This window comes from Streptomyces sp. NPDC054961, from assembly GCF_053609145.1.
This window is the reverse complement of record NZ_JBSGWY010000033.1, coordinates 86278-93770: the sequence shown is the minus strand read 5'-3', so window position 1 is coordinate 93770 and position 7493 is coordinate 86278. Positions and strand designations below refer to the sequence as shown.

General features: G+C 74.8%; 6 protein-coding genes. 5 read left to right on the top strand and 1 reads right to left on the bottom strand.

Annotated elements, in window-relative coordinates; all coding sequences use genetic code 11:
- From murJ to ACWF9Z_RS26450, 5 genes are all read left to right on the top strand, one after another.
- The coding region (murJ, locus tag ACWF9Z_RS26470) for a murein biosynthesis integral membrane protein MurJ (RefSeq protein WP_453605833.1) at window positions 1-1780 on the top strand (1780 nt) is incomplete at its 5' end.
- On the top strand, window positions 1770-2546 hold the full coding sequence (locus tag ACWF9Z_RS26465; RefSeq protein ID WP_453605831.1) for a polysaccharide deacetylase family protein: 777 nt from the start codon (window positions 1770-1772) through the stop codon (window positions 2544-2546). The genes murJ and ACWF9Z_RS26465, both read left to right, overlap by 11 nt.
- Window positions 2543-3859 carry a glycosyltransferase gene (locus ACWF9Z_RS26460; RefSeq protein WP_453605829.1) on the top strand — a complete coding sequence of 439 codons (1317 nt, stop codon included), beginning with the start codon at window positions 2543-2545 and terminating at the stop codon, window positions 3857-3859. Before ACWF9Z_RS26465 ends, ACWF9Z_RS26460 begins: the two co-directional genes overlap by 4 nt.
- 71 nt (window positions 3860-3930) lie before the next feature.
- Window positions 3931-4623, top strand: coding sequence for a lipopolysaccharide biosynthesis protein (locus tag ACWF9Z_RS26455; RefSeq protein WP_453605827.1), 693 nt, complete (start codon window positions 3931-3933; stop codon window positions 4621-4623).
- On the top strand, window positions 4620-5762 hold the full coding sequence (locus ACWF9Z_RS26450) for a GNAT family N-acetyltransferase (RefSeq protein ID WP_453605825.1): 1143 nt from the start codon (window positions 4620-4622) through the stop codon (window positions 5760-5762). Before ACWF9Z_RS26455 ends, ACWF9Z_RS26450 begins: the two co-directional genes overlap by 4 nt.
- A gap of 14 nt (window positions 5763-5776) precedes the next feature.
- Here ACWF9Z_RS26450 and ACWF9Z_RS26445 read toward each other — a convergent pair whose 3' ends face one another.
- Entirely contained in the window at window positions 5777-7435 is a 1659-nt protein-coding gene (locus ACWF9Z_RS26445) for a glycosyl hydrolase (protein WP_453605823.1), read from the bottom strand.
- Window positions 7436-7493 lie beyond the last annotated feature (58 nt).

The following is a 7493-nucleotide window of genomic DNA, read 5'->3' as shown; positions in this document are numbered from 1 at the left end:
GGGGGCCGGGGTCGCGCGCCCCGGGCCCCCGCGCCCCGCGCCCGCCGCGCGCCCCGGGGCCCCCCGCGCCGCGGGCGGCCCCGGTCGCGGCAAGGCGCCGGGCCCCCGGACCCCGCGGGCCCCGGGCGACGGGGCGGGCCGCCCGGCGAGCGGCGGCGGCGGCGCGACCGGCGCCCTGGCCAAGGCGGCCGCCGTGACCGCCGGACTGACCGCGGCCGGGGCCGTGTTCGGGCTGGTGCGGGACCAGACCATCGCGCACCTCTTCGGCGCCGGACACGACAGCGACGCCTTCCTCATCGCCTGGACCGTCCCCGAGATGGCCTCGACGCTGCTCATCGAGGACGCCATGGCGCTGCTGATGGTGCCCGCGTTCAGCCACGCCCTGGCCCGCCGGGCCGCCAGCCGGGCCGGGCTCACCCGCAAGGAGGCCCGCGCGCAGGACCCCGTACGGCTGCTCGTGGGGGCCACGCTGCCCCGGCTGGCCGTGCTCCTGGCCGCCGTGGCGTCCGTGCTCATCGTCGCCGCCCCGCTCGTGGTGGCCCTGCTCGCCCCCGGACTGCCGGATCCCGGGCTCGCCGTCGAATGCACCCGGATGACCGCCCTGACCGTGCTGTCCTTCGGGATCGCCGGCTACTTCAGCGCCGCGCTGCGCGCCCACCGGTCCTTCGTCCCGCCCGCCGCCATCTACGTCTCGTACAACGTCGGGATCATCGGGACCATGGTGGCCCTGCACGCCCTGTGGGGGGTGCGCGCCGCCGCCGCCGGGGTCGCCGTCGGCGGGATGCTGATGGCGCTGGTCCAGCTGCCCGCCTTCATCCGCAACGTCGGCTTCGGGCCGTCCCGCGCCAAGGGCGCGCCGCGCAGCCAGCGCGACCGGGACCGGCCGACCCTGATCGCCTTCGGGGTGATCGCCCCGGTCATCTTCTTCGCCGTCTTCCGGCAGTCACAGGTGCTGGTCGAGCGGTTCCTCGCCGCCTCGCTGCCGCCCGGCGCCATCTCGCACCTCAACTACGCGCAGAAGGTCGCGCAGATGCCGATGGTGCTGTCCCTGATGATCTGCACCGTCACCTTCCCCGTCGTCGCCCAGGCCATGGCCGGCGGCGAACGCGAGAAGGCCCGGCGGCGCGTGGAGCAGGACCTGGCGCTCGCCTCCCTCGCCGTCCTGATGGGCACCGCCCTCGTCATCGGGTACGCGCCCCAGATCATCCAAGTGCTCTTCGAACGCGGGGCCTTCACCCACCAGGACACCGAGGCCACCGCCTCCGTCATGCGGGTCTACGGCCTCGGACTGCTCGGCCACTGTCTCGTCGGGGCGCTGTCCCGGCCCTTCTTCTCGACCGCCCGGCCCACCTGGTTCCCGGCGCTCGCGATGGGTGCCGGGCTCCTCGTCAACATCGTCGCCGGGGCCTTCGCCGTCGGCTGGTGGGGCACCTACGGGATCGCCGCCGCCAACGCCGCCGGCATCTCCACCACCGCCGTCCTGCTGCTCACCGGTCTCGGCTCGCGGATCATCGCGATCCAGGTCCGCCGGGTCGCGATCAGCATCGGCCGGCTCTCGGTCGCCGCCGTCGCCGCCTGCGTCACCGGCTGGATCGCCGGCCCGATGATCCCCGACCCCCTGGTCAGCGCCGCCCTCGGCTGCCTGCTGGTCCCGGCCATGTTCGGGGCCACCGGCATGGCCATACGGGCGCTGGAGATCACCGCCCTGCCCGGCCAGCTCGCCCAGCTCACCGCTCACCTCACCTCCCAGCTCACCCAGAGGTTCCGCAATGTCCGCTGACACCGATACGGCGCCCGCCGCCGCGCTGGTTCCCACCCGCCGGACCGCATCGCCGTGGGTCCTGATGTACCACTCCGTCGCCGAGTTCACCGATCCCGCCGAGGACCCGTACGGCATCACCGTCACCCCGCACGCGCTGGAGGCCCAGCTGCTGTGGCTGCGCTCCCGCGGCCTGCGCGGGGTGTCCGTCGACGAACTGCTGCGGGCCCGTGCGGCGGGGAGCGGCGCCGGACTGGTCGGCCTGACCTTCGACGACGGCTACACCGACTTCCTGACCTGCGCGCTGCCGCTGCTGCGCCGCTTCGGCTTCACCGCCACCCTCTTCGTCCTGCCGGGCCGCCTCGGCGTGGACAACGTGTGGGACCCGCTCGGCCCCCGCAAGTCCCTGCTCACCGCCGAGGGCATCCGCGAAGCCGCCTCCGCCGGGCAGGAGATCGGCTCGCACGGGCTGCTCCACCAGGACCTCACCGCGGCCGCCGACGACGTGCTGCAGCAGGAACTGCGGGGCAGCCGCGAGCTGATCCGGGAGCTGACCGGGACGCTGCCCGCCGGGTTCTGCTACCCGTACGGGCACCTCGACGCCCGGGTCGTCGCCGCGACCCGGGACGCCGGGTACGCGTACGCCTGCGCGATCGACCCCGGGCGGCTCGCCGGGCCGCACGCGCTGCCCCGCACGCACATCAGCCAGGCCGACGGCGGCGCGCGCCTGGGGATCAAGCAGGCGCGCCACCGGGTGCGGGAGCTCCGGCGGGCGGTGCGGCTGTGACCGCCGACAAGGTGCTGCACATCATCACCGGCCTGGGCGTCGGCGGCGCCGAACAGCAACTGCGGCTGCTGCTGCGGCACATGCCGATGCCGTGCGAGGTCCTGACGCTGACCAACCCCGGCCCGGTGGCGGAGGGACTGCGCGCGGACGGGATCCGGGTCGCGCACCTGGGGATGAGCGGCAACCGGGACCTGGGAGCGCTGCCGCGCATGGTCAAGTTCATCCGGCGCGGCCGGTACGACCTCGTGCACACCCACCTGTACCGGGCCTGCGTGTACGGGCGCCTCGCGGCCCGGCTCGCCGGGGTCGCCCGCGTCGTGGCCACCGAACACTCCCTGGGCGAGGGCGAGATCGAGGGCCGGCCGCTGTCGGGCGGGGTACGGGCGCTGTACCTGGCGAGCGAACGGCTCGGCGCGGCCACGGTGGCCGTGTCGGACACGGTCGCCGCCCGGCTGGAGGGCTGGGGCGTACCGGCCGCGCGGGTGCACGTGGTGCCGAACGGGATCGAGGCCGTCCGCTTCCGTTTCGACGAAGGCGTACGGCGGGCCACCCGGGCCCGGACCGGCCTGCCCGAGCGGGCGTTCGTCGTCGGCGGGGTCGGGCGGCTGGTGCCGGGCAAGCGGTTCGACGTGCTGGTGCGGGCGGTGGCGGCGCTGCCGGGCGCGCACCTGCTGCTGGCCGGGGACGGACCGGAGCGGGCCGCGCTGCGCTCGCTGGCCGCCGAACTGGGTGCGCAGAGCCGGATCCACCTGCTCGGAGAGCGGGACCCGCTGGGCGACAGCGCCGACGGGCGGACGCCGGGGATCCCGGCGCTGCTCGCCGCGATGGACGTCTTCGTGTCGCCCTCGCGCGAGGAGGCGTTCGGGCTGGCGGTGATCGAGGCGCTGGCCGCCGGGCTGCCGGTGCTGCACGTCACCTGTCCGGCGATCGACGACCTGCCGGCGACGCAGGCGCCGGGGGCGCGCCGGATCGGCACGGGCACCGAGGAACTGGTCGCCGCGCTGCGCGGGCACATGGAGGCGGGCGCCCGCAGGCTGCCGCCGCCCGCGGTGGTGCGGCGCTACGACATCGCCCGCAGCGCCGAGCGGCTCCTGTCGGTCTACGACCTCGTGACGACCGCCGCGCCGGCCGGGGGACGCACGGCGGGAGCGGACGGCGCGGTGCCCTCGCCCGGGGCCGGCTCCCGGACACCCGCGCCCCAGCCTCCCGAGGCCACCGCCGGGAGGGACCCCCTGGCGGGGCCGAAGACGGCCTCCGTGCCGGGGCCGGCGACCGGGCCGCGGGCGGCGCCGGGGGGCGGCGAGGCCGGCTGACCGCGCTTCCGCAGGGGTCCCGCACCGGGGATCCGAAACCACCACTCCTCCACCAGGAAAGAGGCACGCACATGGCTGACACCGCCGAGCAGAAGAAGTCCACCCACCGCCGCCGGGTCCGGCTGCTGCCGCCGCCCGCGTGGTGGCCGTTGCCCGTCGCCGCGCTGCTGGGGCTGGCCGCGGGCGGGGCGTACGGGGTGCTCAAGGCGCCCGAGTACGCCGCCACCAGCTACGTGGTCGCCGTCCCCGACGACACCACGGAGCCGGCCACCGCCCTCGGCTTCGCCCAGGCCTACGCCCGGATCGCCACCAGCAGTTCGACCCTCGCCTACGCCCAGCCCCGCGCGGGCATCGGCGTGCGGCAGCTGCGCACGCGGGTCCGCGCCGAGACCTCTCCCGAGTCCCCGATGATCGCGATCACGGGGACCGCGAAGAGCCCTTCCGAGGCCGCCGACATCGCCAACGCGGTGGCCGACGCGCTGTCGTTGAGCAGCAACCAGGCCGCGAAGAACACCGGCGTCCAGCTGCTCCTCTTCAACCAGGCCGTCGCCCCCACCGAGCCGGCCTCCGCGTCCCCCGCCCTCGGCGGAGCCGTCGGGCTGTGCGCCGGCGGGCTGCTGGGCGGTCTGTGGATGCTGGCCCGGCCCGCCGGGCGCCGCAGGGCGCGGGAGGCGGACGCCGTGGTCCCGGCCGTCGGCGAGTTCGCCTCGCTGCCCGCGCAGGGCGACCACAGCGAGACCAAGGAGAAGGAGTCCGTGCGATGACTCCGGGCTCCACCGGGGCCCTGTCGGTGACGCTGTGCCGCGACCCCCGGCAGTTCGCCGCGCTGGAAGAGCCGTGGAACCGGCTCGTCCGCGGCTGTCCCACCGCCACCCCCTTCCAGAGCCACGCCTGGCTGCACTCCTGGTGGCTGTCCTACGGCAAGGACGGCCGGCTGCGGATCGTCCTCGTACGGCGCGGGCAGGAGCTGGTCGGCGCCGCCGCGCTGATGCTCGTGCACCGGCCGCTGCCGCTGCTCGTGCCGCTCGGCGGGGGCATCACCGACTACTTCGACGTGCTGGTCGCCGAGCGGTACGCCGACCAGGTCGTCCCGGCGCTGGCCAACGGCCTGCACCGGGCGGCCCGGGGCGCGGTCGTCGACCTGCGCGAGGTCCGGCCGGGGGCGGCCGCCGAGGCGGTGTACGCGGCCTGGCCCGGGATCGGCAGCAAGCTCACCGACTCCACGTGCATGGAGCTGCCGGCCATGCCCTTCGACGAGCTGGTCAAGCGGATGCCGTCCTCCGGCGCGCAGCGGGTGCGGGCCAAGCTCCGCAAGAGCGACGCGGCCGGGATCGAGGAGCACGAGGTCACCGAGCAGGAAGTACCGGGTGCGGTACGGACGCTGCTGCGGCTGCACGAGAAGCAGTGGCGGGGCCGCGGGGTCACCCCCGAGCACCTCAAGCCGCGGTTCGCCGAGCACCTGACCCGGGCCACCCGGCGGATGGTGCGGGCCGGGGAGGGGCGGCTGGCCGAGTTCCGGCTCGACGGGAAGGTGGTGGCCGCCAACCTCACCCTGCTGTCGGGCGCGCTCAGCGGCGGCTACCTCTACGGGGCCGACCCGGACCTGCGCGACCGGAAGGTCGACGTGACGACGCTGCTGCTGCGCTACGAGACCAACCGCGCGCTCGCCGAGGGCCGCCCGGTGGTGAGCTTCCTGCGGGGCAGCGAACCGTACAAGAACCACTGGCGGCCGCGGACGGTCGTCAACCAGCGGCTCCTGCTGTCCACGGCCGCGCTCGCGCCCCTGCTGCGGCTGCACGAGTCGCAGGTGGCGGGGCGCGGGCGGGCGGTGGAGGTGCTGCGCGAGGCGTTGCCGGCCGCCCGGGACTGGCGGGCACGGCTCAACGAACTGCGGATCCGATGACCCCGCCGTCCCGTCTAGAAGGGCCAGAAACCGGAGTCCCTGCCCCAGTCGATCTTGACGCAGAACGACTGCCTGCCGACCAGCTTGGAAAGCCACTCGCCGAAGTTGAGCGGCACGCACCACTGCGTGCTGTTGACGGGCGGCTTCTCGGGCTGGGGCTTCGGCACGACCGGCGAGGGCACCGGGGACGGCACCTGAGGGGACGGGACCACGGGGACGGGCTCGGGCACGAGGGGGCTCGGGCTCGGGTCGGGGCTCGGGACCTCCGGGCTGACCTCGGGGGACGGGACGGCCGGGCTCGGTTCGACCGGCACCGGGAGATCCGGGCTCGGGGCGACGGGGCTCGGGATGACGGGGCTCGGGACGGCCGGGCTCGGGACGGCCGGGCTCGGGACGGCCGGGCTCGGGACGGCCGGGCTCGGTTCGACCGGCACCGGGAGATCCGGGCTCGGGGCGACGGGGCTCGGGACGGCCGGGCTCGGGGCGACCGGGCTCGGGATGACCGGGCTCGGGACCTCGGGGCTCGGGGCGACCGGGCTCGGCACGGGGATCGGCGGCGGCGTGACGACCGGCGTCGGGATCTCGGGCGTGGGGATCTGCGGGCTCGGCACCACGGGCGTCGGGATGACCGGGGTCGGGACCACCGGGGTCGGGATGACCGGGGTCGGCACCACCGGGGTCGGGATCACCGGGCCGGGCTTCTCGGGCGTCAGGGCGTCGCGGAAGACCTTCGCCGACCCGGGGTTCTGCTTGCACTGCCACACGCCGTGCGGGCAGTAGTCGGTGATGGTGTGGTAGAGCGGCTTCTGCTGCTCGATCCACTTCAGCATGCGCCGCACGTACTCCGGGTTGTCCCCGTTGCGGAAGAGTCCCCACTCCGGGAACGAGATCTGCTTGCCGTGTGCCTTCGCGAAGTCGACGTGCTGCTGGAGCCCGTACGGCTGGCTGATCTGCTCGTCGAAGGTCCGGCCGGGAGCCTGGTCGTACGAATCCATTCCGACGATGTCGACCACGTCGTCACCCGGGTAGCACTTGGTCCAGCCGATGGCGTCTGTGCCGCGGTTCGGGGTGAAATCGAACTTGAACTTCTGGCCGGGCACCGCGCGCATCGTGTTGACGACGCGCTTCCAGTACGCCTTCCACCTCTCCGGATCGGGTCCGCAGCGGTGGGTGTAGGTGACCCCGTTCATCTCCCAGCCGAGCACGATCACGGTGTCCGGGACGCCCAGCGCCACCAGTCGCTCGGCGAGCTTCCTGAAGTGCCGGTCGTACTGGCCGTCCGCGCCCGCCCGGATCAGCTGGGCGACCTGGTAGTCCGGGACCCGGGCCTCGTTGCGCTCCTGCATCGGCACGTTGAGGACGAACATCCGGTCGTCCCGGGCCCGCCGCCAGTCGGCCCAGTTCTCCAGGAAGTTGACGTCGCCTTCGATGCCGGCCCACCGGTCACCGGGCAGATAGGTGTGTCCGACCCGGATCTCCTTGCCGCCCAGCCAGTGCGACAGGAACGGGATCCGGGCCACTCCCGACGGCCCGTAGTCGAGATAGGCGCCCATGGCGATGTCGGAGCCCGCGCCCTGTTCCTCGGGGGCCGCGAGGGCGGCCCCGGTGGCGAGCAGCCCGGCCGTGACCGTGCCGATGCAGGTGCTCGCCAGTCGGCGGCGTGGTCTGGCCATGGCTTCTCCCGAGCTTTCCTGAACCGGTGTGCTTACGAGAGACGTTAGACATCAGATC